General features: G+C 67.5%; 23 protein-coding genes. 18 read left to right on the plus strand and 5 right to left on the minus strand.

Annotated features, from left to right (window positions below):
- Positions 1-148: 148 nt before the first annotated feature.
- Positions 149-2,185 carry a M3 family metallopeptidase gene (locus RTO53_RS07245; protein WP_312237149.1) on the plus strand — a complete coding sequence of 679 codons (2,037 nt, stop codon included), beginning with the start codon at positions 149-151 and terminating at the stop codon, positions 2,183-2,185.
- 219 nt (positions 2,186-2,404) lie between these two features.
- Here RTO53_RS07245 and RTO53_RS07250 read toward each other — a convergent pair whose 3' ends face one another.
- Entirely contained in the window at positions 2,405-3,205 is an 801-nt protein-coding gene (locus tag RTO53_RS07250; RefSeq protein ID WP_312237150.1) for an SDR family oxidoreductase, read from the minus strand.
- Complete coding sequence (locus tag RTO53_RS07255) at positions 3,196-3,789, minus strand: DUF1415 domain-containing protein (RefSeq protein ID WP_312237151.1); 594 nt, start codon at positions 3,787-3,789, stop codon at positions 3,196-3,198. Before RTO53_RS07255 ends, RTO53_RS07250 begins: the two co-directional genes overlap by 10 nt.
- A gap of 254 nt (positions 3,790-4,043) precedes the next feature.
- Here RTO53_RS07255 and RTO53_RS07260 point away from each other — a divergent pair, with 254 nt between their 5' ends.
- The 3 genes from RTO53_RS07260 to RTO53_RS07270 all read left to right on the plus strand — a co-directional run bounded on the left by RTO53_RS07260 (position 4,044) and on the right by RTO53_RS07270 (position 7,841).
- Positions 4,044-5,510: a benzaldehyde dehydrogenase gene (locus RTO53_RS07260; protein WP_312237152.1), complete on the plus strand. Its 1,467-nt coding sequence runs from the start codon at positions 4,044-4,046 to the stop codon at positions 5,508-5,510.
- A gap of 15 nt (positions 5,511-5,525) precedes the next feature.
- Complete coding sequence (locus RTO53_RS07265) at positions 5,526-6,653, plus strand: NAD(P)-dependent alcohol dehydrogenase (protein ID WP_312237153.1); 1,128 nt, start codon at positions 5,526-5,528, stop codon at positions 6,651-6,653.
- An 87-nt stretch (positions 6,654-6,740) separates the two neighbouring features.
- The gene (locus tag RTO53_RS07270; RefSeq protein WP_312237154.1) at positions 6,741-7,841 is read left to right on the plus strand and encodes a helix-turn-helix domain-containing protein; all 1,101 of its coding nucleotides are present in this window, start codon (positions 6,741-6,743) and stop codon (positions 7,839-7,841) included.
- Between the two features lie 62 nt (positions 7,842-7,903).
- Here RTO53_RS07270 and RTO53_RS07275 read toward each other — a convergent pair whose 3' ends face one another.
- On the minus strand, positions 7,904-8,386 hold the full coding sequence (locus RTO53_RS07275) for a YajQ family cyclic di-GMP-binding protein (protein ID WP_088433794.1): 483 nt from the start codon (positions 8,384-8,386) through the stop codon (positions 7,904-7,906).
- A 78-nt stretch (positions 8,387-8,464) separates the two neighbouring features.
- Between RTO53_RS07275 and RTO53_RS07280 the strand changes: the two genes are divergently transcribed.
- From RTO53_RS07280 to RTO53_RS07295, 4 genes are all read left to right on the plus strand, one after another.
- Entirely contained in the window at positions 8,465-9,361 is an 897-nt protein-coding gene (locus RTO53_RS07280) for a DMT family transporter (RefSeq protein WP_312237155.1), read from the plus strand.
- Between the two features lie 141 nt (positions 9,362-9,502).
- A complete protein-coding gene (locus RTO53_RS07285) occupies positions 9,503-10,510 on the plus strand; it encodes a methionine ABC transporter ATP-binding protein (RefSeq protein ID WP_312237156.1) in 1,008 nt (335 codons plus the stop codon).
- Positions 10,507-11,196, plus strand: coding sequence for a methionine ABC transporter permease (locus tag RTO53_RS07290; RefSeq protein ID WP_312237157.1), 690 nt, complete (start codon positions 10,507-10,509; stop codon positions 11,194-11,196). Before RTO53_RS07285 ends, RTO53_RS07290 begins: the two co-directional genes overlap by 4 nt.
- On the plus strand, positions 11,193-11,462 hold the full coding sequence (locus tag RTO53_RS07295) for a HigA family addiction module antitoxin (protein ID WP_312237158.1): 270 nt from the start codon (positions 11,193-11,195) through the stop codon (positions 11,460-11,462). The genes RTO53_RS07290 and RTO53_RS07295 overlap by 4 nt, the downstream gene beginning before the upstream one ends.
- Positions 11,463-11,471: 9 nt before the next feature.
- On the opposite strand, the gene RTO53_RS07300 is transcribed toward RTO53_RS07295, so the two are convergent.
- Complete coding sequence (locus RTO53_RS07300) at positions 11,472-12,077, minus strand: lipocalin family protein (protein WP_312237159.1); 606 nt, start codon at positions 12,075-12,077, stop codon at positions 11,472-11,474.
- Between the two features lie 161 nt (positions 12,078-12,238).
- Here RTO53_RS07300 and RTO53_RS07305 point away from each other — a divergent pair, with 161 nt between their 5' ends.
- Both RTO53_RS07305 and RTO53_RS07310 read left to right on the plus strand, forming a co-directional pair.
- Complete coding sequence (locus tag RTO53_RS07305; protein WP_312237160.1) at positions 12,239-12,595, plus strand: hypothetical protein; 357 nt, start codon at positions 12,239-12,241, stop codon at positions 12,593-12,595.
- 34 nt (positions 12,596-12,629) lie between these two features.
- Positions 12,630-14,726, plus strand: coding sequence for a prolyl oligopeptidase family serine peptidase (locus tag RTO53_RS07310; protein ID WP_312237161.1), 2,097 nt, complete (start codon positions 12,630-12,632; stop codon positions 14,724-14,726).
- A 649-nt stretch (positions 14,727-15,375) separates the two neighbouring features.
- On the opposite strand, the gene RTO53_RS07315 is transcribed toward RTO53_RS07310, so the two are convergent.
- Positions 15,376-16,563 carry a pyridoxal phosphate-dependent aminotransferase gene (locus RTO53_RS07315; RefSeq protein ID WP_312237162.1) on the minus strand — a complete coding sequence of 396 codons (1,188 nt, stop codon included), beginning with the start codon at positions 16,561-16,563 and terminating at the stop codon, positions 15,376-15,378.
- 112 nt (positions 16,564-16,675) lie between these two features.
- Here RTO53_RS07315 and RTO53_RS07320 point away from each other — a divergent pair, with 112 nt between their 5' ends.
- From RTO53_RS07320 to hslU, 8 genes are all read left to right on the plus strand, one after another.
- Positions 16,676-18,793, plus strand: a complete 2,118-nt coding sequence (locus tag RTO53_RS07320) for a S9 family peptidase (RefSeq protein ID WP_312237163.1) — start codon at positions 16,676-16,678, stop codon at positions 18,791-18,793.
- Between the two features lie 106 nt (positions 18,794-18,899).
- Entirely contained in the window at positions 18,900-19,325 is a 426-nt protein-coding gene (locus RTO53_RS07325) for a YbaN family protein (protein WP_312237164.1), read from the plus strand.
- Positions 19,326-19,425: 100 nt separating this feature from the next.
- Positions 19,426-19,662, plus strand: coding sequence for a lipoprotein (locus tag RTO53_RS07330; RefSeq protein WP_312237165.1), 237 nt, complete (start codon positions 19,426-19,428; stop codon positions 19,660-19,662).
- Entirely contained in the window at positions 19,655-20,506 is an 852-nt protein-coding gene (dapF, locus tag RTO53_RS07335; RefSeq protein ID WP_312237166.1) for a diaminopimelate epimerase, read from the plus strand. The genes RTO53_RS07330 and dapF overlap by 8 nt, the downstream gene beginning before the upstream one ends.
- Complete coding sequence (locus RTO53_RS07340) at positions 20,503-21,180, plus strand: DUF484 family protein (RefSeq protein ID WP_312237167.1); 678 nt, start codon at positions 20,503-20,505, stop codon at positions 21,178-21,180. The genes dapF and RTO53_RS07340 overlap by 4 nt, the downstream gene beginning before the upstream one ends.
- A gap of 22 nt (positions 21,181-21,202) precedes the next feature.
- Positions 21,203-22,093: a tyrosine recombinase XerC gene (xerC, locus tag RTO53_RS07345; RefSeq protein ID WP_312237168.1), complete on the plus strand. Its 891-nt coding sequence runs from the start codon at positions 21,203-21,205 to the stop codon at positions 22,091-22,093.
- Positions 22,094-22,184: 91 nt separating this feature from the next.
- Positions 22,185-22,736 carry an ATP-dependent protease subunit HslV gene (hslV, locus tag RTO53_RS07350; protein WP_019183676.1) on the plus strand — a complete coding sequence of 184 codons (552 nt, stop codon included), beginning with the start codon at positions 22,185-22,187 and terminating at the stop codon, positions 22,734-22,736.
- Positions 22,737-22,891: 155 nt separating this feature from the next.
- Complete coding sequence (gene hslU / locus RTO53_RS07355) at positions 22,892-24,265, plus strand: ATP-dependent protease ATPase subunit HslU (protein ID WP_312237169.1); 1,374 nt, start codon at positions 22,892-22,894, stop codon at positions 24,263-24,265.
- Positions 24,266-24,516 lie beyond the last annotated feature (251 nt).

The following is a 24,516-nucleotide window of genomic DNA, read 5'->3' on the forward strand; positions in this document are numbered from 1 at the left end:
AGACTCCAGCCTCGGTCGGCGCCCGTCAGTCGCGCGTGAACATCGGCTGGCCGAGCCTGGGCGGCGCATCGCCGGCAGGGCTTGTGCCGGACCGGGGGCAATGCCATATCGTGGGGGAATGCCGCTGCCGCGGCCCCGTTGTCTGGAGATGCCTGTGACCCCCACCAACCCCCTGCTCGATTTTTCCGGTTTGCCGCGCTTCGACGAGATCCAGCCTGAGCACATCGCCCCGGCGATCGACGCGCTGTTGGCCGAGGCCGAGGCCGCGGTAACCGCGGCCGAAACCGTCAGCCCGGTGACCTGGGCCAGCTTCGTGGTGCCGCTGGACGATGCCACCGAGCGCCTGTGGCGCGCCTGGGGCCAGGTTGGCCACCTGCAGGGCGTGGTGAACACCCCGGCGCTGCGCGAGGCCTACAACGCGAATCTGCCCAAGGTGACCCGCTTCGGCAGCGCGCTGGGCCAGAACCTGGCGTTGTTCCAGCAGTACCGCGCGCTGGCCGCCGCGCCGGAAGCGGCGCAGTACGATGACGCCCGACGCAAGGTGCTCGACAACGCGCTGCGCGACTTCCGCCTGGGTGGCGCCGAGCTGGATGACGCCGGCAAGGCGCGCTTCAGCGCGATCAAGGAAGAACTGTCGGCGCTGTCGGCGACCTTCTCGCAGAACGTGCTGGACGCGACCGATGCGTGGTCGCTGCACGTCGAAGCGCCGGCCGAGCTGGCCGGGCTGCCCGACGATGTGATCGCCGCGGCGCGTGCGGCGGCGGAGAAGGACGGTCTTCCCGGCTGGAAGTTGACCCTGCAGATGCCGTGCTACCTGCCGGTGCTGACCTACGCCACGCACCGCCCGCTGCGCGAGGCGCTGTACCGTGCCAACGCGCTGCGTGCTTCCGAATTCGGCGATGCCGCGTGGGACAACAGTGCCAACATCGATCGGGTGCTGGCACTGCGCGCCGAACTGGCCGCGCTGCTGGGCTTTGCCAACTACGCCGAGTATTCGATCGCCACCAAGATGGCCGAAGACGCCGCGCAGGTGCTCGGCTTCCTGCGTGATCTTGCCGGGCGGGCCAAGCCGCATGCGCAGCGCGACCGCGCCGAACTGGACGCGTTCGCGCGCGACGAACTGGGCCTGCAGACACTGGAAGCCTGGGACCTGGCCTTCGCCAGCGAGCAGCTCAAGCAGGCCCGCTACAGTTATTCCGAGCAGGAAGTGAAGCAGTACTTCACCGAACCGAAGGTGTTGGATGGCCTGTTCGGCGTGATCGAAGCCCTGTACGGGTTGCAGGTGCACCCGGACACCGCGCCGGTGTGGCATCCGGACGTGCGTTTCTTCCGCCTGGTCGATGCGCAGGGCGCGTTGGTGGGCCAGTTCTACCTGGACCTGTACGCACGCGAAGGCAAGCGCGGTGGCGCGTGGATGGACGACTGCCGCAACCGCCGCGATACCGCGGCCGGCGTGCAGACCCCGCTGGTGTACCTGGTGTGCAACTTCGGCAAGGGTGCCGAGGGCAAGCCGGCCACCTTCAGCCACGACGAGGTCATCACCCTGTTCCATGAAATGGGCCATGGCCTGCATCAACTGCTGACCCGCATCGGCGAGCTCGGCGTGGCCGGCATCAACGGTGTGGAATGGGATGCGGTTGAGCTGCCCAGCCAGTTCATGGAGAACTTCTGCTGGGAATGGGAGCGGGTGCAGGACATGACCGCGCACGTGGACAGCGGCCAGCCGCTGCCGCGCGCGCTGTTCGATCGCATGCTCGCCGCGCGCAATTTCCAGAGCGGCATGTTCACCGTGCGCCAGCTCGAGTTCGCCCTGTTCGACATGCAGCTGCACAGCACCTTCGACCCGCTGCAGGACAACGTGCTGCAGTTGCTCGAGCGCGTGCGCGACGAAGTGGCGGTCAACCGCCCGCCGGCGTGGAACCGCTTCCCGCATCAGTTCAGCCATATCTTCGCTGGCGGCTATGCGGCCGGGTATTACAGCTACAAATGGGCCGAGGTGCTCAGCGCTGATGCGTATGCCGCCTTCGAGGAAGCACCGGACCGCACCGCCGACACCGGCAGGCGCTTCCGCGACGAGGTGCTGTCACGCGGGGGCAGCCGCAGTGCGGCGGAGAATTTCGCCGCCTTCCGCGGGCGCGCCCCCAGCGTGGATGCGCTGCTGCGGCACAACGGCATGGCGGGGTAAACCGCCGGACGGCGGCAGCGAATTCCGGCGGCAGGGGGGTAGAGCCGAGCCATGCTCGGCTGACGCGATGCAGACCCGAAACGAAGGGCAGCCACTGGACGAAGGGCTGCCGTCGGAACGAAGGGCAGCCACTGAACGAAGAGCAGCCGAGCATGGCTCGGCTCTACCGGGCCGGGCGGCCGGGCGGCCGGGTGAGCCGTGGGGCCGTGCGGCCCGGCTTCATTCGGCGTAGATCATCTTCCGGGTCATGCCGCCATCCACCACGTGGTCCTGTCCGGTAATGAAGCCGGCCAGGTCCGACAGCAGGAACACGGCCAGCGCGCCGATATCCTCCGGCTGGCCCACGCGCCCTGCCGGGTGCTGCGCATGGTCGCGGCGCGACAGCGTCGGCGTGCGGCGGCGCGACGGCGCACGCCAGGCGTCGGTGGTGATCCAGCCCGGGCTGATGCTGTTGACCCGCACCGTCGGACCTTCGCTCAGCGCCAGCGCGTGAGTGAACGCCACCAGACCGCCCTTGGCGGCGGCATAGGCTTCGCTGTCCGCTTCGGACTGCCACGCACGGGTCGAGGCGATGTTGATGATCGCCCCGTCGTGTTCGCGCAGGGCCGGCAGCGCGTGCTTGCTGCACAGAAACGCGCCGTGCAGGCTGGACAGTCGGCGCTGCCATTCGGCCAGCGTCATTTCCGCCAGCGGCGTGCCATGCGCGCTGGCGATGCCGGCGTTGTTGACCAGCCCATCGATGCGGCCGAAGCGCTTCAGCGTCGCCTTCACCAGGGCCTGCACGCTGCGTTCGTTGGCTACGTCCGCGCGCTGGAACGCCGCGCGTTCGGGCAACGCCCACTCCTTCAGGCAGGCCTTGCCGGCGTCGGCATCGAGGTCGGCGATCATCACGCTGCCGCCTGCGCCCAGCACCGCCTGTGCGATGCCGCGGCCCACGCCCTGCGCACCGCCGGTGACGACTACCACGCGATCGCGCAGCGGCTGCGGCGCCCACTCGGTGATGGATGGGGTCAGTGGCACCGGGAGTTGTCCTTGCGCCCGAGCAGGCGCGTCCAGCCTTCCACGCCCAGCTTGTCCAGCGTTTCGATGTTGCGCTCCACGATCACGTCCGGATCGGGGAACACGGCCACCGCGCGCTCGACGCTGTCCTCGCGCAGCAGATGCAGGGTCGGGTAGGGCGAACGGTTGGTGTAGTTGCTGACGTCATCGGCGGCCGCCCCGGCGAACTGGTACTGCGGGTGGAAGCTGGCCACCTGCAGGATGCCCTGCAGGTCCAGTGCCTCGATCGCGGCATCGGCGTTGTCGAGGAAATCGTTGTATTCCAGGAAATCGCCCAGCACGTGCGGATGCACGATCAACGTGGTGTCGATCTGCTCGGCCGGGGTATCGCGCAGCAATACAAGCTCCTCGGCCAGTTCCTCCACCAGCGCCTCCGGGGTGGTGGCATCGCTGAGCACGAAACGCACCTGGTCCTTGACATACACCGCCTTGGCGAAGGGGCACAGGTTCAGCCCGATCACGATCTGTTCCAGCCAGGTGCGGGTTTCGGCGATGAAATCGGTGCCGTCCGGGGCGCTGCTGTCGGTCAAGCGGTCATCGTTCATGGCGGGCGGTATCGCGGGCTGGGCAGGCGATTGTACGGCGCACGGCGGCAGGGACGCGTATGCGGGCGGCGAGGTCGCCGTCCAGCGGCGGACGCTGCAGCGGATGCCCACTGTCCATTAACTGGACAGTGGGCATGCTGGAAAGTCCTTGTCCGGCAACCACTTGTGCGGGATGCAGGCAGTGGCCAATAGGCAACGTCGCAGCACGGGTATTGAATGTCCGGGTGAACCAGAACGATAAAGGCGAGCAGACAATGACTGACACAACCTCCTTCCTTCCCACCGATCTGTGGTCCGGCAAGCTGTTCGACGGCACGTGGCAGACCGGCGCCGGCGTCCAGGACGTGATCGAACCGGCCACCGGCAACACTCTGGGGAAGATCGCCATGACCGACCCGGCCGGCATCGCCGCGGCCGCCGCCACCGCCGCCCAGGCGCAGCGCGCATGGGCCGCCGCCCCGTACGAGACGCGCGCCCAGGTGCTGCGCCGCGCCGCGCAGCTGGCCGAGCAGTACAACGATGACATCGTGCAGTGGCTGGTCCGCGAAAGCGGCTCCACCCGGCTCAAGGCAGGTTCCGAAGCGAAGGTGAACGCCAAGGCGCTGCACGAAGCGGCAGCGTTGCCCTCGCGCAGCATCGGCGAAGTACTGCCCTCCGAACCGGGCCGCCTGAACCTCGCGCGGCGTCGTCCGCTCGGCGTGGTCGGGGTGATCGCACCGTTCAATTTCCCGTTGTACTTGGCCATGCGCGCGGTCGCACCGGCGCTCGCGCTGGGCAATGCCGTGGTGCTCAAGCCCGATCCGCGTACCGCCGTGTGCGGCGGCTTCGTCATCGCGCGCCTGTTTGAATTGGCCGGGTTGCCGGCCGGCCTGCTGCACGTGCTGCCCGGTGATGGTGCCGCCGGTGCCGCGCTCACCAGCGATCCCAACATCGCCATGATCCAGTTCACCGGCTCCACCGGTGCCGGGCGCAAGGTCGGCGAAGCGGCGGGCAAGCACCTGAAGAAAGTATCGCTGGAACTGGGCGGCAAGAATTCGCTGATCATCCTGGATGACGCCGACCTCGACCTGGCCGTCGCCAACACCGCCTGGGGCGTGTACCTGCACCAGGGCCAGATCTGCATGGCCACCGGCCGCGTGCTGGTCCAGCGCAGCATCCATGCGCGCTTCCTGGAGAAACTGGTGGCCAAGGCCAGGTCGCTCAAGGTCGGCGATCCGGCGGCTGGCGATGTGGCCATCGGCCCGCTGATCAACGCGCAGCAGCGCGACCACGCCGCGCGCATCGTCGCCGAGGCGCAGTCGGCCGGCGCCACCTTGGCCACCGGCGGCGGCTACAAGGACCTGTTCTTCGAACCGACCGTGCTCAGTGACGTCGGCCGCGACAACCCGGCCTTCCGCGAAGAGATCTTCGCGCCGGTCGCGGTGGTGGTGCCATTCGACACCGACGACGAAGCCGTCGCGCTGGCCAACGACAGCGAGTACGGCCTGTCGATGGCGATCGTGTCGAGCAATGTCGGTCGCGCGCTCACGCTGGGCGAGCAGCTACGTACCGGCCTGCTGCACATCAACGACCAGACCGTGAACGATGAGGTGATCAATCCGTTCGGCGGTGTCGGCGCGTCCGGCAACGGCACCAGCATCGGCGGTCCGTCGAACATCGACGAGTTCACCCAGTGGCAGTGGCTGACCGTCAAGGGCGAAGCGCCCGCCTACCCGATCTGAGCCAAGGAAACCGACATGACCGCAACAACCGAACTGCGCGACATCACCGTGGCCGTGGTGCGCGAGAAGGAACAGCCGTTCACCATTGAACAGGCCCGCATCCGCGGCCCGCAGGATGACGAGGTGCTGGTGCGCGTGATCGCCACCGGCCTGTGCCACACCGACCTGATCGTGCGCGACCAGTACTACCCGGTACCGCTGCCGGCCGTGCTCGGCCACGAAGGCGCGGGCATCGTCGAAGCGCTCGGCCCGGGCGTGAAGGACCTCAAGGTGGGCGACCACGTCGTGCTGACCTACGGCGCCTGCGGCCACTGCAATCCCTGCAGCGGCGGACACGGTGCGTACTGCAAGGATTTCTTCGGGCTCAACTTCGGCGGCGGCGCGCTGGATGGTTCCACCGCGATCCAGGATCCGGACGGCAACCCGCTGCACGATCACTTCTTCGCGCAGTCCTCCTTCGCCACCTATGCGCTGAGCCGCGAGAACAATGCGATCAAGGTGCCCGAGGATGCGCCGATCGAACTGCTCGGCCCGCTCGGCTGCGGCATCCAGACCGGTGCCGGCGCGGTGATCAATTCGCTCAAGGTCAGCGCCGGCAGCAGCTTCGCCAGCTTTGGCGCCGGTGCCGTCGGCTTGAGTGCGGTGATGGCCGCCCGCGTCGCCGGGGCGACCACCATCATCGCCATCGACGTGGTGCCCTCGCGATTGGAGCTGGCCAGGGAGCTGGGTGCTACCCACGTGATCAACAGCCGCGAGGTGGATGTGGTCGACGCCGTGCGCGAGATCACCGGCGGTGGGGTCAGCTTCGCGCTGGAATCCACCGGTCGTCCCGAGGTGCTGGCGCAGGGCATCGAGGCGCTCGGCGGACGGGGCGTGATCGGCGTGGTCGGTGCGCCGAAGCTCGGCACCAAGGCCGAGTTCGACGTCAACAACCTGCTGCTCGGCGGACGCAGCATCCGTGGCATCGTCGAGGGCGACAGCGTGCCCAAGGTGTTCATCCCGCAGCTGGTGCAGCTGTACCAGCAGGGCCGCTTCCCGTTCGACAAGCTGGTCCGGTTCTATCCGCTGGACCAGATCAACCAGGCGGCCGAAGACAGTACCCGCGGGGTAACCCTCAAGCCGATCCTGACCCTCGGCAAGTGAAACAATCCGTCGCGGACATGGGTGTCCGCGACGGCGCAGGCAGTCAGCTTGGCGGGTGTACGCTGTCGGTCCCCTGGGAGGTGACCGATGGCCGTGATGCAACGGGAACAGCAGCAGGTACTGGCTGCCGCGCGCCAGCGCTTCGCCGACGGCGGGGCGCTGGCCGAATCGTTGTTGGCGCCGTCGGTGCAGCGCTCCTGGGAACGCTCGCGACTGGCTGGCGTGCAACCGTGGCAGGAGCCGCATTACGCTCCGCTGGCAACCTCCGGTCCGCGCCTGGAAGATCCGGCCGACCGCCGCCTGGCGCGCTGCGTGCGCGAGGACCTCGACCATCTCTGGGCCGCGTTCGGCGGACGCCAGTGGACCCTGTTCTGCGTCAATGCCGAGGGCACGGTCGTGGCCCAGCGTGAGCATGGCCTGGCGGACGTGCCGGTACTGCGCCCGATCCAGATCGGACGACGCCTGCGCGAGATCGACATCGGCACCACCGCCCCGGCATGCAGCCTCGCCGACGATGCGCCCGCGCTCGTGCGCGGCAACGAACATTACCTCGACCGTTTCGCCTCGGTGTTCTGCCTGAGCGTGCCGCTGCATGGACTGGATGGCCAGGTACTGGGCGCGCTGGACATCACCGGCACCGGCGAACGCGATGCCGAACTGCTGCACGGCTATTTCCGCCAGGCCGCGCTCTCCACCGAAAACCGTTTGATGCGCGAACACCGGCCCTGCCACCTGCTGGCCGTGCAGCACGACGCGCGCTGGCTGCATTCCCCGTTGCAGGGCCTGCTGGCAGTCGAAGAAGACGGCCACGTCCGTGCCGCCAACCGCGTGGCGCGACGCCTGTTCGGCTTGCCGCGACGTGGCCCGCTGCCCCTGCTGACCCTGGACGCCCTATTCGCCGGTGCCAGCGTGCACCAACGCCGCCGCCTGCTGCAGGCGGGCCCTGCGTACCGCGTACGCCTCGCCGAAGACAGCGCCGTGCAGGTCCAGTACCTGCGGGGGCCGCTGGCGGCGCGCGCAGGGGTGGGGAGTGCTGCAGACGTCCGCCAGGTCGGCAGCCGTTCGCTGCGCGCGCTGACCACGCAAGGCGTGCGCGACGCCGTGGCCGCCCATCAGGGCAACATCACCGCGGCGGCGCGCCAGCTGGGTATTTCACGCACGACGCTCTACAAGCACCTGCGGGGGTAGGTGTGCGTGGTTGCCGGCCAACGGCCGGCACTACCGGATCCGCGCGCCCGATCCGCGTTCGATCAATCGCGGAAATTGTCGAACTGCAGCGGAACCTCGAAGGTTTCCTTCCTCAGCAGCGCCATCGCGTCCTGCAGGTCGTCGCGCTTCTTGCCCGTCACCCGTAGCTTGTCGCCGTTGATCTGGCTGTCCACCTTCAGCTTGGCTTCCTTGATCTTCGCGGCGATCTTCTTGGCCACCTTCTGCTCGATACCCTGCTTGACCGTGATCTTCTGCCGCGCACCGGCAAGATTGGATTCGATGTCACCAAACTCCAGGCACGCCGCGTCGATCTTCCGCGCGGTCAGGCGCTGGCGCAGGATGTCGGTCATCTGCTGCAGCTGGAAATCGCTCGGCGCGGACTGGGTGATCACGCTGTCTTCCAGCACGAACTTCGCATCCACCCCCTTGAAATCGAAGCGCGTGGAAAGCTCGCGGTTGGCCTGGTCGACCGCGTTGGTCAACTCGTGGGTGTCGACTTCGGAAACAACGTCAAAAGAGGGCATGGGCAAACTCCAGCGGGTGAATGCACACATTCTATCAAGCCACCATGGACGGCCCGGCCAAGGCGGCGATAATGGGTCATGAACACGCAGAAATCCCCCACCCGCGCCGTCGCCTGGATGCTCGTTGCCGTCGCCTGCTTCTCGCTGATGGATGCCGGCATGAAGCAGCTCTCGGCCAGCTACCCCACCATGCAGGTCACCTTCCTGCGCGGCGCCGCCTCGCTGCCGTTCGTGCTGGTCTGGGTGCTGGCCACCGCCGGCCCGCGCTCGCTGGTGCCCCGGCGCTGGGCCCTGCACCTGCTGCGCGGCGTGCTCGGCATGGCAATGATCGGCTGCTTCGTCTACGCCCTGCGCAGCCTGCCGCTGTCCACCGCCTACACGATCTACTTCGTCGCCCCGCTGCTGATCGCCGCGCTCTCGGTGCCGCTGCTGGGCGAGCACGTCGGCCCGCGCCGCTGGATCGCCATCGGCGTCGGCCTGGTCGGGGTGCTGGTGGTGCTGCGCCCGGGCGTGGGCGGCTTCATCTCCATCCCCGGGCTGATGGTGCTGCTGGCGGCCACCGCCTACGCGGTCGCCGCGATCACCGTCAGCATGCTCACCCGCACCGACACCCCGCAGTCGATGGTGGTGTGGTTCCTGGTGATCATGGCCATCGGCGCCGCCCTGCTGGCCCTCCCGGACTGGCAGCCGCTGCAGCTCGGCCACGCCGCGCTGATCGCCGGCATGGGGCTGGCCGGGGCAGGGGGCCAGGTCGCCCTGACCCGGGCCTTCCAGCTCGGCGAGGCGTCGATGATCGCCCCGCTGGAATACACCGGGCTGGTCTGGGTGATCGGCTGGGACCTGTTGTTCTGGGGCGCGTTGCCGGATGGGGCGACCTGGCTGGGGGCGGCGATCATCGTCGCCTCCGGCCTGTACCTGCTGCACCGCGAGCGCATCCGCCAGGTCCAGCCGCCCGCACCGCTGGACCACCCCTGAGACGGGACGGGGCCCCGACCGGCCCCGATCACGCGCGCTTAGAACCAAACGGAATATCATTGCGCGCTGCCGCACGGGCCAGGGCCGTCCCGCGCTGGTAGGCTGCACGCCCCCTCCCGTCGATGCCCGGTTGACCGCGAAGTGATCGAGTTCCAGCGCCTGCACAAATCCTATGCCGTCGGCGGCCGCGCGATCGCCGCGCTGCAGCCACTGGACCTGACCATCGAGGCCGGCGAAGTGTTCGGCATCATCGGCCATTCCGGTGCAGGCAAATCGACCCTGATCCGCCTGATCAATCGGCTGGAAGAGCCCACCGGCGGGCGCCTGCTGATCAACGGCGAGGACGTCACCGCGCTCGACGCGGCCGGCCTGCGCGTGCTGCGGCGGAAGATCGGCATGATCTTCCAGCACTTCAACCTGCTGTCCTCGCGCACGGTGGCCGCCAATGTCGCCTTCCCGCTGGAACTGGCCGGCACCCCGCGCGCGGAGATCGATGCGCGCGTGGACGAACTGCTGCACACCGTCGGCCTGGAGGCGCACGCGGGCAAGTACCCGGCGCAGCTGTCCGGCGGCCAGAAGCAGCGCGTCGGCATCGCCCGCGCGCTTGCCACCCGTCCGCAGATCCTGCTGTGCGATGAGGCCACCAGTGCACTGGACCCGCAGACCACCGCCTCGGTGCTCAAGCTGCTGGGCAGGATCAACCGCGAACTCGGCCTGACCATCGTGCTGATCACCCACGAGATGGACGTGATCCGCCGTGTCTGCGACCGCGTTGCGGTGCTCGATGCGGGCCATCTGGTGGAAACCGGCCCGGTCACCGAAGTCTTCCTGCATCCCCAGCATCCAACCACGCGACGCTTCGTCAACGAGTCCGAGCAGGTCGACGAAGGCGAGCTGCACAAGGATTTCCAGGCCGTGGCCGGGCGCATCGTGCGCCTGACCTTCCTGGGGGCGGATACCTACGAACCGCTGCTGGGCCGCATCGCGCGCGACACCGGCGTGGACTACAACATCCTGTCCGGCCGCATCGACCGGATCAAGGACACCCCATATGGCCAGTTGACGGTGTCGCTGGTCGGGGGTGACGTGCAGGCCGCGCAGGCCGGCTTCGTCGCCGCGGGTGTCCACCTCGAGGAGCTGCGTCGATGATCCTGGCCACCGCAGGCGGCTTTTTCCGCCATCTCGACGCGGGCAAGTGGGCCGATATCGGCCAGGCCACGCTGGATACCCTGCTGATGCTCGGCGGCTCGCTGCCGCTGACCCTGGTCATCGGCCTGCCGCTGGGCGTGCTGCTGTTCCTCACCGGCTCGCCGCAGCTGCACCGCAAGCCGGTGCTGTATGGCGCGCTGGCGCTGCTGGTCAACCTGCTGCGCTCGGTGCCCTTCATCATCCTGATGATCGTGCTGATCCCGCTCACGCTGTGGATGATGGGCACCTCGCTGGGCGTGCGCGGGGCGATCGTGCCGCTGGTGATCGGTGCCGCACCGTTCTATGCACGGCTGGTGGAAACCGCGCTGCGCGAAGTCGACCGCGGCGTCATTGAAGCCACCCAGGCGATGGGCGCCACCACCTGGCAGCTGGTCACCCGCGTGTTGCTGCCCGAAGCGCGGCCCGGCCTGATCGCCGGTGCCACCGTTACCGTTATCGCGCTGATCGGCTTTACCGCGATGGGCGGTGCGATCGGTTCGGGCGGCCTGGGCGACCTGGCCTTCCGCGATGGCTACCAGCGCTCGCACACCGACGTGGCGCTGGTCACCGTGGTGCTGCTGCTGGTGCTGGTGCAGGTCCTGCAGATGCTGGGCGATTGGCTGGTGACGCGTTACAGCCGGAAGTGATTGGCAGGTGCCGACCGTTGGTCGGTACGCGGCCCGTTCCGCTGAGCATCACGGGGTTGGCGAGGGCACTGGACGTGCCGCCTACGCGTCTGCACGCGATCGTGCATGAAACCCGCGGGGTCACTGCCCACACCGCAGTGCGCCTGGCACGTCACTTTGGCGGCGATGCCGCCTCGTGGTTGGCCCTTCAGGCCGAATACGACCTCAAGACGCTCCCGACCCGCCAGGAAATCGATCGCACGGTGCAGCCACGCCAGGCGGCGTGAACGCCCGCATCAGCGAACGTTCGGAACCTCATAGCCCAGCCGGTCCACCTGCTCGGGGTGCTGCGGCACGCGCTTGAGCTTGTCGGTATTGACCCCGTACTCGTCACGCAGGCGGGTGGCCAGTTCCTTGTACAGGTCCTTGTCCATGTCCGGCTTGCGCGCGAAGATCCAGGCCATCTCGCGGCCCGGGTAGCCGAGCATCGCCCACGAATAGTCCGGCGCCACTTCCAGCACGCGGGTGTGGGTGGGCACGACCTTGTAGAACCAGGTGCGCCAGTTGTGGTTGCCGCTGTCCTCGTCCACCGAGGCGCGCACCGTCAGCTGCTGCTGCGGTTCGGAGAAGCCGTTGCGGTAGCGGTAGGTGATGCTCACCTTCTGGTCGCCACGCAGGCGGAACTCGTTGACGCTGGCCACGTGGCCGCGCTCGACCGGATTGGGAACCCGACCGATCACGTACCAGGTGCCCATGAACCGCTGCAGGTCGATCGGAGCGCCTGTCGATTCGCTGGCCACCGGTGCCGGGGTCGGCTTGGCCTCGTGGCGGAAGGCGCAGGCGGACAGCAGCGACAGCGTCGACAGCAACAGGACAGCGCGAAGCGGGCGGTTCAGAGACATGCGGCAGGAAGCTCCAGTGGCTGGCAGGGGCATGGTGGGTGGGACGACGGAGAACGTCAATGGTGGCGTTCACGCTGGCCTTCCACGCGGCGGCGGCAGGTCGCAGCCAGTGAGATGGTGGCAGGGCAAGGTGACACATCACTTTCGCACGGAGTCGTGTCATGCCCTTGTCGTCTTCGCGTCGTCAACCACGTTCACACGGTCCCTCGCGCACCGCCGGCGCGCCCGATCCGCAGGTGCTGCGTTGGGTCCGGCAACTCGCCCTGGCCGGGCTGGCGCTGGTCCTGGTGTGGCCGGCCGCCCGCGGCAGCAGCGTCTGGCTGGGCTGGTTGCCGCTGTGGCTAGTGGGCATGCCGTGGCTGGCCTGGTGGAGCCTGTACCGGTTCCGGCTGCCGCAGCTGCTGCTGCGCCGCCGCGGCACGCGCCGTCGCGGCCCACAGGCCCGGCGCCGCACCCGCATGGCGCCACGCACTGCGCGCCCTGACCTTCGACACGGGAGCGCCGGGCAGACCGTGTGATAGCGTCCGGGGCTTATGACTGCCTGGAGCTTCAATGTCCAACATCGCTTCGGCCTGCCTGCTGGCGGGCCTGATCACGGCCGGTACGCTGGGTACCGCCATGGCTGCTGAGACCCCCGCCGATCCCTACGCGTGGCTGGAAGACGTCACCGGCGACACGTCGCTGGACTGGGTCAGGCAGCAGAACGCCAAGTCCGAGGGCCGCCTGGCCCAGACCCCGGCGTTCAAGCAGATGGAAGCCAGCATCCGCGAGGTGCTCGATTCGGACGCCAAGATCCCCGGCGTGCAGAAGATCGGTGACTACTACTACAACTTCTGGAAGGACAAGCAGCACGAGCGCGGTCTGTGGCGCCGCACGACGCTGGCCGAATACCGCAAGGCATCGCCGACCTGGGAGACCGTCCTCGACCTGGACGCGCTGAACAAGGCCGAAGGTGAGAACTGGGTCTGGCACGGTGCCGACTGCCTGCGCCCGGATTACTCGCGCTGCCTGATCGCGCTGTCGCGCGGCGGCGCCGATGCCGACGTCACCCGCGAATTCAACCTGGCCGACAAGACCTGGATCAAGGACGGCTTCTTCCGCCCCGAATCCAAGGGGGGTCTGAACTGGGTCGATCGCGACACGGTGTTCGTCTACACCGATTTCGGTGCCGGCACGATGACCACCTCCGGTTACCCGCGCGTGGCCAAGCTGTGGAAGCGCGGTACCCCGATGGCCTCGGCCAGCGTGGTCTACGAAGGCAAGCCCGATGACATGTACATCGCGGCGATGCACGACGACACCCCGGGCTACGAGCGCAACCTGGTCAGCCGCACGCTGGCCTTCTACAACAACGAGATCTACCTGCGCGGCAACGACGGCACGCTCACCAAGATCGATGCACCGAACTCGGCCGAGAAGGGTCTGCGCAGGCAGTGGTTGACCCTGGAGCTGCGCGACCCGTGGACCGTGGGCGGCAAGACCTACACCGCCGGTTCGCTGCTGGCGACAAAGCTGGATGATTTCATCGCCGGCAAGCGCACGTTCGAGGTGCTGTTCGCCCCGACCGCGACGACGTCGTTGGCCGGTACCAGCTGGACGAAGAACCACCTGGTGCTCAACGTGCTCGACGACGTCAAGAGTCGCCTGAGCGTGCTGACCCCGACCGACACCGGCTGGAAGAAGAGCGACTTCACCGGCGCGCCGACGTTCGGCACAGTGGCCGTCAGTGCGGTCGATGCCGATGACAGCGACGCGGTGTGGATGACCGTCACCGACTACCTGACCCCGACCACCCTGGCTTTGGCCGAGATCGGCAAGCAGCCGGAAGTGCTCAAGACCATGCCGGCATTCTTCAATGCCGACGGCAAGGTGATCGAGCAGCACTTCGCCACCAGCAAGGACGGCACCCGCGTGCCGTACTTCGTGGTGCATGCCAAGGACATGAAGCTGGACGGTTCCAACCCGACCTTGCTGTACGGCTACGGCGGCTTCGAGATCTCGCTGACGCCGTCGTATTCGGGCGGCATGGGCCGGGCGTGGCTGGAGAAGGGCGGTGTGTACGTGGTGGCCAACATCCGTGGCGGCGGCGAGTACGGTCCGCGCTGGCACCAGGCGGCGCTGAAGCAGAACCGCCACAAGGCCTATGAGGACATGGCCGCGGTGGCGCGGGATCTGGTCAGCCGCAAGATCACCTCGGCCAGGCACCTGGGCGTGCAGGGCGGCAGCAACGGTGGCCTGCTCACCGGCAACATGCTCACCCAGTACCCGGAGCTGTTCGGGGCGGTGGTGGTGCAGGTGCCGCTGCTGGACATGAAGCGCTACAGCCATCTGCTGGCAGGCGCGTCGTGGATGGCCGAGTACGGCAATCCGGACACGGCCGACTGGGACTTCATCAAGACCTTCTCGCCGTACCACCTGTTCGATCCGGCCAAGACCTACCCGCCGGTGCTGTTCACCACCTCCACCCGCGACGACCGCGTGCATCCGGGCCATGCCCGCAAGATGGCGGCCAAGATGATCGATGCGGGCAAGGATGTGACCTACTACGAGAACATCGAGGGCGGTCACGGCGGGGCGGCGAACAATGCCCAGGCGGCGCATATGTCCGCATTGGCCTATAGCTTCCTGTGGGAGCAGTTGTCCAAGTAAGCTGGGTTGCTCGACGGTCCAGGCCGTCGAGCAGGCCGCAGGCATCCAGCATTCACCGGAGGCTGCGCCTTGGGAGCGAACTCCGGGTGGTGGGGCGTCGTGTTGGCCTCACCCCAGTTTCAACGCCACGCAGCAATGCGTGGCGTTTTTTTTGGGTTTTCTTTCGCCTGCGGCGGGCTTTCAAGTGCCGAAGGCAACTGCAGGATCAACGTCCACAGCTGCTCGTGTGTACTTTCGCTGGTCTGGGCGGGTACGGGTGGGTTGGCGGGACACGCCGTAAATACATCCCTGTAGGCTCGCATGCGCCATCCATGGCGCATGACGGTCCCGCCAACCCACCCGTACCCGCCCTTGACAGTGTGCGGGTGCTGAAAGGAGGAGCGAGATCGAAAAGCGGATGAGCGAGCGGCCTTGCTGCCGCTTTGGCGTCTGCCATGCGCACCGACCCACTGTCTGAGGGTGGGGTGTGTGGATTCGCGGGACCGTCGTACGCCATGGATGGCGTACGCGAGCCTCCACGGATGGATTTACGGCGTGTCCCGCGAATCCACACATCCCCGCCCAGCTCGACCGTTCGCCGCCGTTGCGGCTTTTGCGCCGTTTCAGCTTTTGCAGCTTTTGCAGCTTTTCAGCTTCTAACTCTGCCGCATCACCGCACCCACGTCTCCAACCCACGCCGGATACGCGCCACCGCCTCTTCCAACCGCGGCACCTCCTGCGTGTAGGCCAACCGCACATGCTCGTTCGCGCGGTAGTGCCCGAAATCCAGGCCCGGGGTAAACGCCACGTGCTGGGTTTCCAGAAAGTGCGTGCAGAACGCCTGTGCGTCATCGGTGAACGCGCTCACGTCGCAATACAGGTAGAACGCCCCTTCCGGCTCTACCTCGATACGGAAGCCCAGCGCGCGCAGTGCCGGCAGCAGGTAATCGCGACGCTCGCGGAAGGCCGCGCGGCGTTGCTCGAAAATCGCGATCGTCTCCGGCGCGAAACAGGCCAGCGCCGCATGCTGGGCGATGCTCGACGCACTGATGTACAGATTCTGCGCCAGCTTCTCCAGGTCCGGCACCGCCTGCGGTGGTGCCACCAGCCAGCCCAGGCGCCAGCCGGTCATCCCGTAGTACTTGGAAAAACTGTTGAGCACGAATGCCTCATCGTCCACCTGCAGCACGCTCGCCGCGTCCATCCCGTAGGTCAGGCCGTGGTAGATCTCGTCCACCACCAGGTGTCCGCCCCGGGCCTTCAACGCCTGCGACAGCCCGCCCAGCTGCTGCGCCGACAACACCGTCCCGGTCGGGTTGGCCGGCGACGCCACCAGCGCGCCCACGCTGTCGGCGTTCCAGTGCCGCTCGACCAGTTCCGGGGTCAGTTGGTAAGCCGTCTGCGGGCCCACTGGCACCAGCTGTGCCGCGCCTTCCACCAGACGCAGAAAGTGCCGGTTGCAGGGATAGCCCGGATCGGCCAGCAGCCAGTGCCTGCCCGGGTCCACCAGCAGGCTGCTGGCCAGCAGCAGCGCGCCCGAGCCGCCGGGGGTGACCAGGATGCGCTCGGGATCGATCTGCACCTGGTAGCGGTCGTGGTAGAAACCGGCGATGGCCTGGCGCAGGGCCGGCAGACCGCGCGCGGCGGTGTAGCGGGTGTGGCCGGCAGCCAACGCGGCCTGGCCGGCCTGCACGATCGGTGCGGCGGTGGTGAAGTCGGGCTCGCCGATTTCCAGGTGGATGACGTCGTGGCCGGCCTGCTCCAGCGCCTGCGCGCGGGCCAGCAGCGACATCACGTGGAAGGGTTCGATTTCCTGGCTGCGGCGGCTGTAGCCGGCCGTGATGGTGGGGATGCTCATCTGGCGCATTCTAGGGGCAGTGGCGATCGCCCTGCTTGCCGCTGCCCCGGCGCCCGCCCAGACTGGGGCGAACACGGACGCCATTGCAATCCCCCGCCAGGAGCCTTATCTCGTGAAACCCGCCCTCTGCTTATTGGTTGCCAGCCTGATGACCTCCACCGTGCATGCCGCCCCCGCGCTGACCCCACCCGACGCCGAGAAGCATCCGCACACGGTCAAGGCGCCGTTCGGGGCCACCCGCAACGACGACTATTACTGGCTGCGCGACGACAAGCGCGAAGCGCCGAAGATGCTGGCCTACCTGAATGCGGAAAACGCCTATACCGACCAGGTGATGGCACCGCTCAAGCCGCTCGAGGACACCCTCTACAAGGAGATCGTCGCGCGCATCAAGCAGGACGATGCCAGCGTGCCCGCGCGTGATCGCGGCTACTGGTATTACACCCGCTTCGAAACCGGCAAGGACTACCCGATCCAGGCACGGCGCAAAGGCAGCATGGACGCGCCGGAGGAGATCCTGCTGGACATCAACGTGATGGCCGAGGGCAAGAACTACTTCGATGTCGGCGATGCCGATGTCAGCCAGGACAACCAGCTGCTGGCCTGGGCCGAGGACGACGTCGGCCGCCGCCAGTACGTGATCCGCTTCAAGGACCTGCGCACCGGCCAGGTGCTGCCGGACCGTATCGAGAATGTCTCGCCCAACGTGGTCTGGGCCGATGACAACCGCACCCTGTTCTACGTCGAGAACGACCCGGAGACCCTGCTCACCGTGCGGGTGAAGAAGCACGTGCTGGGCACGCCGACCAGCAGCGATGTACTGGTTTACGAAGAGAAGGACGATAGCTTCTACATGGGCGTGGGCCGCACCCGCGACGACACGTACCTCACCATCGAACTGCACAGCACCGTCAGCTCGGAAACCCGCTACGCACCGGCCGCCGATCCGCAGGCATTCACGCTGCTGGCCGCGCGCGCGCGCGATGTCGAATACGACGCCGACCATTTCAACGGCCGCTGGGTGATCCGTACCAACGACGCCGGCGCGAAGAACTTCAAGCTCGTCACCGCGCCGAGCAATGCCACCTCGCGCAAGCAGTGGACCGACTGGGTCGCGCACGACGACGCGGTGCTGGTCGAAGGCTTCGAACTGTTCGACGGCTTCAGTGCGATCGCCGAACGCTCCAACGGCCTGGAGCGGATCCGCCTGCTGTATCCGGACGGTCGCCAGGATTACGTCAAGGCCGACGAACCGGCCTACTCGATGGGCCTGGCCGCCAATCCCGAGCCGGACAGCCCGTGGCTGCGCTACGCCTACAACTCGCTCACCACCCCGACCACCACCTTCGAACTCAACACCGTCACCGGCGAGCGTCGCCAGCTCAAGCAGCAGCCGGTGATCGGCTACGACCCGTCGCAGTACACCACCGAGCGGGTCTGGGTGACCGCGCGCGATGGCGTCAAGGTGCCGGTGTCGCTGGTGTATCGCAACGGATTCAAGAAGGACGGCAGCGCCGCGCTGTACCAGTACGCCTATGGCAGCTACGGCATGTCGATGGACCCCGGCTTCAACCAGAGCGTGGTCAGCCTGCTCGACCGCGGCGTGGTCTACGCCATCGCGCACATCCGCGGTGGCGAGGAAATGGGCCGCGCGTGGTACGAGGACGGCAAACTGCTCAAGAAGCAGAACACCTTCAACGACTTCGTCGATGTCACCCGTGAGCTGGTCCGCTTGGGCTATGCGTCCAAGGACCGCGTCGCGGCCTCCGGTGGCAGCGCCGGTGGCCTGCTGATGGGCGCGGTGGCGAACCAGGCCCCGCAGGATTATCGGGTGATGGTCGCGCAGGTGCCGTTCGTGGACGTGGTCACCACCATGCTCGATGCCAGCATCCCGCTCACCACCAACGAGTACGACGAGTGGGGCAACCCCGAGCAGCGCGAGTACTACGACTACATGCTCACCTATTCGCCCTACGACAACGTCAGGAAGCAGGCCTATCCGGCGCTGTTCGTCGGTACCGGCCTGTGGGATTCGCAGGTGCAGTACTGGGAGCCGGCCAAGTGGGTGGCCAAGCTGCGCGACGACAACACCGGTACCCATCCGATCGTGTTCCGCACGAACATGGAGGCCGGCCACGGCGGCAAGTCGGGGCGCTTCCAGCGTTACCACGAACTGGCCGAATCGTACGCGTTCGTGCTCGACCAGCTCGGTGTGACCCAAGCCCCGTAAGGCTGGCGGCTGGCCGGCAACCCGGCGTGCCGCCGGCCCCGCGTCGTCGGCACACCGCAGGGCGCGGACCATCGCCGTTGCCGTCCGGCCTCGCTATGCTGCATGCATGACCCTGCCTGAGCGCCCCGACGTTCCCGATGCACCGGCCCCGCGGCCGGCGGTGCGGTTCCGCTGGGCGTGGTGGCTGCTGGCCTACGCCAGCCTGGGCACCGGCATCGTCGGCATCTTCGTGCCGGGGTTGCCGACCACGGTCTTCATCCTGATCTCAGCCTGGGCCGCCTCGCGCGGTTCCGAGCGTCTGCACACCTGGCTGCTGCAGCACCCGCGCTTCGGCCCGGCCATCGTCAACTGGCAGGCCCACGGCGCGGTCAGCCGCTACGCCAAATGGATGGCCACCCTGACCATGGCCGCGTGTGCGGGCATCATGCTGTGGTGCGTGCCGATCGCCTGGGTGAAATGGCTGTCCATCGGCAGCATGACCATGGTGGCGATCTGGCTCTGGAGCCGGCCGCTGCCCCCCACCGACGGGTAGTGCCGGCCGCTGGCCGGCAGCGCGGGACCCGATCAGGCCGTGAGGCCGCGTTCATCGAATCGATACCCTCGGCCAAAGAGGGCACGGCTATACTCGGGGCATGAGCATCCCCCATCGCAACCGAATCCTGATTCCGTTGGCAGCGGCCTCGCTGCTTCTCCTTGCCGCCTGCGGCAACAAGGGCCCGCTGGTGTTGCCGCAGAAGCCGGTCCCGGTGGAAGAAGTGGCCGAGCCGGCCACTGATGCAACCACGCCCCCGGCCGATGACAGCAACGCTCCGCCGGTGGTGCCCGATCCGGTCGATGCGCCGCTGAAGTCCGAAGACGGGAATGAATAAGGCCGCATCCACGGCACTGCGCTTCAGCAAGATGCACGGTGCCGGCAATGATTTCGTGGTGCTGGACCTGCGCGACGGCACCCCCGAACCCACCCCGGCGCTGGCCGCGCGCCTGGCCGACCGCCACACCGGCGTCGGCTGCGACCAGATCCTCACCATCGAAGCCCCGCGTGCGGAAGGCTCGGTGGCGTCCTACCGGATCTGGAATGCCGATGGCTCCCAGTCCGAGCAGTGCGGCAACGGCGCGCGCTGCGTGGCGGCCTGGCTGGTGCGCGACGGCGCAGCCAGCGGCGAGCATTTCACCATCGACAGCCCGCTGGCCACCCACAGCATCGAACGCCTGGCCGATGACCAGTACGCGGTGGCCATGGGCGTGCCGCGTTTTGAGCCCCAGCAGATCCCGTTGCTGGGCTTCGCCCGTGCCCGCGATGAATACCTGCTGCCGCTGCAGGGCGACACGGTGCGCTTCGGCGCGGTGTCGATGGGCAATCCGCATGCGGTGATCGAGGTCGGTCTGGTCGACGCGGCGCCGGTCGAACGGCTTGGACCGCTGCTGCAGCAACACGCCACCTTCCCGCAGTCGGTCAACGTCGGCTTCGTGCAGGTGCTCGATCCCACCCATGCGCGCCTGCGCGTGTACGAGCGCGGCGTCGGCGAGACGCTCGCCTGCGGCAGCGGTGCCTGCGCCGCGGCGGTGGTGATGATGCAGCGCGGACGCCTGGAGCGCGATGCCACCCTGTCGCTGCCCGGCGGTACCCTGCGGCTGCGCTGGCCGGCCGACGACGCCCAGGTGGTGATGTCCGGCCCGGCAGCCTTCGTCTTTGAAGGGGAGTGGAACGCATGAACGAGACCGTCGAAAAGATCGGTGCGCATGAAGTCGCCGCATGGCTGCGTCGGCATCCGGCGTTCCTCAAGCAGTTCCCCGACCTGGCCCTGACCCTGGTGGTGCCGCGCGATGACGGTCCCACCGCGTCGCTGGCCAGCTACCAGCTGGAAGTGCTGCGCGACAAGAACCGCGAGCTGTCGCGGCGGCTGGCCGAGCTGGCCGGCAACGCCCAGGTCAACGAACGCCTGGCCGTGCGCACCCATCAGCTGACCCTGGCGCTGATGAAGCAGACCACCGCCGCCGACACGCTGCGGGCGATGGCCGCCTCGCTGGAAGAAGATTTCGCCGGCGACCTGGTCCGGCTGGTGATGCTGCACCCGGTGGACGGGCTGGAGCAGGCGCCCTGGTTGCAGGTGATCGCCGAGGACAGTGCCGCGCTCGGCGCGTTCCGCGATTGCCTCAAGGATGGCGAGCCGATCTGCGGCCGCCTGCAGCAGGAAAAGAGCGCGTTGCTATACCAGGCGCGCGTGGAGGAAGTGCAGTCCAGCGCATTGCTGCCGCTGCCGGGCGTGGGCCTGATCGCGGTCGGCAGCCGGGATCCCAACCGGTTCTACCCGGGGATGGGCACGCTGTTCCTGCGCATGATGGGCGAGTCGCTGGGCGTGGCGTTGAAGCGCTTCGCGCTGGTCTGAGTTCTTACGCCGCCCCGCTGCCATGAGCGCCGCCGCCGAGTTCCTTGCCTACCTGGAGGTCGAGCGGCGCATGTCGGCGCACACGCTGGATGCCTACCGCCGCGACCTGGACGCGCTGGATACGTGGTCGCAGAAGCAGGGCGCGAAGATCGAAGCGCTGGATGGCGAGCAGTTGCGCCAGTTCATCGCCGCCGAGCATCGTCGCGGGCTGGCGCCGAAATCCTTGCAGCGCCGGCTTTCGGGCTGCCGCAGTTTCTATGCGTGGCTGCTCAAGCACCGTCGCATCACGGTCAGCCCCGCCGCCGGATTGAAGGCGCCCAAGGCGCCACGCAAGTTGCCGCAGGTGCTCGACGCCGATGAAGCCGTGCAACTGGTCGAACTGCCCACCGATGCGCCACTTGGCCTGCGCGACCGCGCGCTGCTGGAGCTGTTCTATTCCTCCGGGCTGCGCCTGAGCGAGCTGTGCGCGCTGATCTGGCGCGACCTGGATTTCGCCACCGGGCTGGTCAACGTGATGGGCAAGGGCAACCGCCAGCGTCGCGTGCCGTTCGGTTCGCACGCGCGCACCGCGCTGGAAGGCTGGCGTGGCGAGAGTGGCGGTGGCGAGGCACAGCCGGTGTTTCCCGGTCGCAAGGGCGGGCCGATCACCCAGCGCGCAATCCAGATCCGCATCCGTGGGCTGGCCCAGCGCCAGGGCCTGTTCAAGCATGTGCACCCGCACATGCTGCGGCACAGTTTCGCCAGCCACATCCTGGAATCCTCCGGCGACCTGCGCGGGGTGCAGGAGCTGCTCGGGCATGCCGATATCGCCACCACGCAGATCTACACCCACCTGGATTTCCAGCACCTGGCCAAGGTCTACGACGCGGCCCATCCGCGCGCCAAGCGGCGCAAGAGCGGCAACGAAAGCTGAATCGATCCACTGCGTCACCCGGGCGCAGGGCAGGGTGGGTTGAAGCCTCCGGCAACGACCCCACCTCAGTCCTTGTCACCCCGGAGGCTCCATGGACCCCAGTCAGAACCCCAACGTATTTCATGCCACCACCATCATTTCGGTGCGCCGCAACGGGCATGTCGCCGTCGCCGGCGACGGCCAGGTCACGCTCGGCCACACGGTGATGAAGGGCAACGCCCGCAAGGTGCGCCGGCTGGGTCGCGAGGGCCAGGTGCTGGCCGGTTTCGCCGGTGCCGCGGCCGATGCGTTCACCCTGTTCGAGCTGTTCGAGGCCAAGCTGGAAAAGCACGGCCAGCTGCAGCGTGCGGCGGTGGAACTGGCCAAGGACTGGCGCACCGAGCGCCGCCTGGGCAAGCTCGAAGCGCTGCTCGCGGTGGCCGACAAGGACACCTCGCTGATCATCAGTGGCACCGGTGATGTGATCGAGCCGGAGGACGGCATCATCGCCATCGGTTCCGGCGGTTCCTACGCACTGTCAGCCGCACGCGCGCTGATGGCGCACACCGAACTGGACGCCCGCACGATCGCCACCGAGTCGATCAACATCGCCGGCGACATCTGCATCTACACCAATCGCAACGTGGTGGTCGAGGAGCTTTGATCCGAAGGGTCAACGCTCGGTAGAGCCACGCCATGCGTGGCTGCGATGTTCGATCTGCCACGCATGGCGTGGCACTACCTTGCACCCGATACATGGCGTAGTGCCGGCCGCTGGCCGGCAACCCCGACACACCACATTCATTCGTGAGCACACCCATGCCGCACAAGATTGAAGTTTCGTCCGCCACCATGACCCCGCGCGAGATCGTGCAGGAACTGGACCGGCACATCGTGGGCCAGCACGACGCCAAGCGTGCGGTCGCCATCGCGCTGCGCAACCGCTGGCGGCGCATGCAGCTGCCGGCCGAGCTGCGCAATGAAGTGATGCCCAAGAACATCCTGATGATCGGCCCGACCGGCGTCGGCAAGACCGAAATCGCGCGCCGTCTGGCGACGTTGGCCAACGCCCCGTTCGTCAAGGTCGAGGCCACGCGCTTCACCGAAGTGGGCTACGTCGGCAAGGACGTGGAGCAGATCATCCGCGATCTGGCCGACACGGCCGTCAAGCTGTACCGCGAGCAGGCCAAGGTGCGCGTGCGCACGCAGGCCGAAGAGCGTGCCGAAGACCGCATCCTGGATGCGCTGCTGCCGCGTCGCAGCGCCGGGATCGGCTTCGATGCCGAGGCCGCGCGCAACGAGCCGTCGGCGCAGGACAATGAAACCCGCATCAAGTTCCGCCGGATGCTGCGCAATGGCGAGCTGGACGAGCGCGAGATCGAGCTGGAAGTGTCGGCCAACGTGAGCATGGACATCATGACGCCGCCGGGCATGGAGGAGATGGGCCAGCAGCTGCGCCAGATGTTCTCGAGCATGGGTGGGGCGAAGGCGCAGAAGCGTACGCTGTCGATCAAGGCGGCGCGTCCGCTGCTGGTCGAGGAAGAGGCCGGCAAGCTGGTCAACGAGGACGATATCCGCAGCGCGGCGATCGAGGCCTGCGAGCAGCACGGCATCGTGTTCATCGACGAGATCGACAAGGTGGCCAAGCGCGGTGACAATGTCGGCGGCGGCGATGTGTCGCGCGAGGGCGTGCAGCGCGATCTGCTGCCGCTGGTGGAAGGCTCCAACGTGTCGACCAAGTACGGCACGATCAAGACCGACCACATTCTGTTCATCGCTTCCGGGGCATTCCACCTGGCCAAGCCGAGCGATCTGATTCCGGAGCTGCAGGGTCGTTTCCCGATCCGGGTGGAGTTGGGCGCGCTGAGCAAGCAGGACTTCGTGCGCATCCTGACCGAGCCGAAGGCAGCGTTGACCAAGCAGTACGAGGCGTTGCTGCAGACCGAGGGCGTGTCGATGAAGTTCACCGTGGATGCGGTCGATCGTCTGGCCGAGATCGCCTTCCAGGTCAACGAGCGCCAGGAGAATATCGGTGCCCGTCGTCTGCACACGGTGCTGGAGCGTCTGCTGGATACGCTGAGTTACGAAGCCCCCGACCGCGATGGCGAGACCATCAGCATCGACCAGGCCTACGTGGACGCGCATCTGGGCGAGCTGGTGCAGGATCCGGACCTGAGCCGTTACATCCTGTAACGGCTTGGGATGATCGAGCGATACAAATGCGGCGGCGCGAAAGCGTCGCCGCATTTTTTTTGGGTTTTTTGCGGGTGTCTACGGGGGGGAGGGCAACCGCAACCGCAACCGCGACCGCAACCGCAAGCAGGTTGCCGCTTGCGGCGTGGCTGGGCGGGGGTGTGTGAGTTCGCGGGACAAGCCGTGAATCCATCCTTGGAGCAACTGTGTTGGTGGAGGGGCTTCGGCCTCTCCGGCGGACAGGCACGGCC

The sequence above is a fragment of the Stenotrophomonas sp. genome, assembly GCF_031995405.1.
GTDB lineage: Bacteria > Pseudomonadota > Gammaproteobacteria > Xanthomonadales > Xanthomonadaceae > Stenotrophomonas.